Source organism: Enterococcus alishanensis (assembly GCF_019218635.1).
Taxonomy (GTDB): domain Bacteria; phylum Bacillota; class Bacilli; order Lactobacillales; family Enterococcaceae; genus Enterococcus_A; species Enterococcus_A alishanensis.
This window is the reverse complement of record NZ_JAHUZB010000046.1, coordinates 1-391: the sequence shown is the minus strand read 5'-3', so window position 1 is coordinate 391 and position 391 is coordinate 1. Positions and strand designations below refer to the sequence as shown.

At 52.2% G+C, this 391-nt stretch carries 1 protein-coding gene; it reads left to right on the top strand.

From position 1 onward, the window contains the following. Positions 1-222: 222 nt before the first annotated feature. Positions 223-391: ribose-phosphate pyrophosphokinase-like domain-containing protein (locus tag KUA55_RS18215; RefSeq protein WP_246601613.1), on the top strand; the 169-nt coding region annotated here is incomplete at its 3' end.

Below are 391 nucleotides of genomic sequence, written 5' to 3'. Positions count from 1 at the left end.
CTGGCGCCAGTGTGTTCGCCGCATTCCCGGACCAGACCAGTGCTCAGCATGCCCTGGCGCATTTACCACCGTCCTGCCGTGGTTTTATTGCAAAATGGGTCAACCAGTCACCTGTGTGGGCTGCGTTGGCAGATACCGAATAAGTAACTGCAGCGGTGCTATTGCCGCTGTGAATTGATAAACCGGACTCAACACTGCCCTGAGGATCCTACCGTGCCTGACATGAAGGTTTTCGCTGGTAACGCCATACCAGAACTCGCAAGTAAAATCGCCAGCCGCCTGTATATCAAACTTGGAGATGCCGAAGTCGGCCGTTTCAGTGATGGCGAAGTCAGCGTTCAGATCAATGAAAACGTGCGTGGTTCTGATGTCTTTATTATTCAGTCTACCT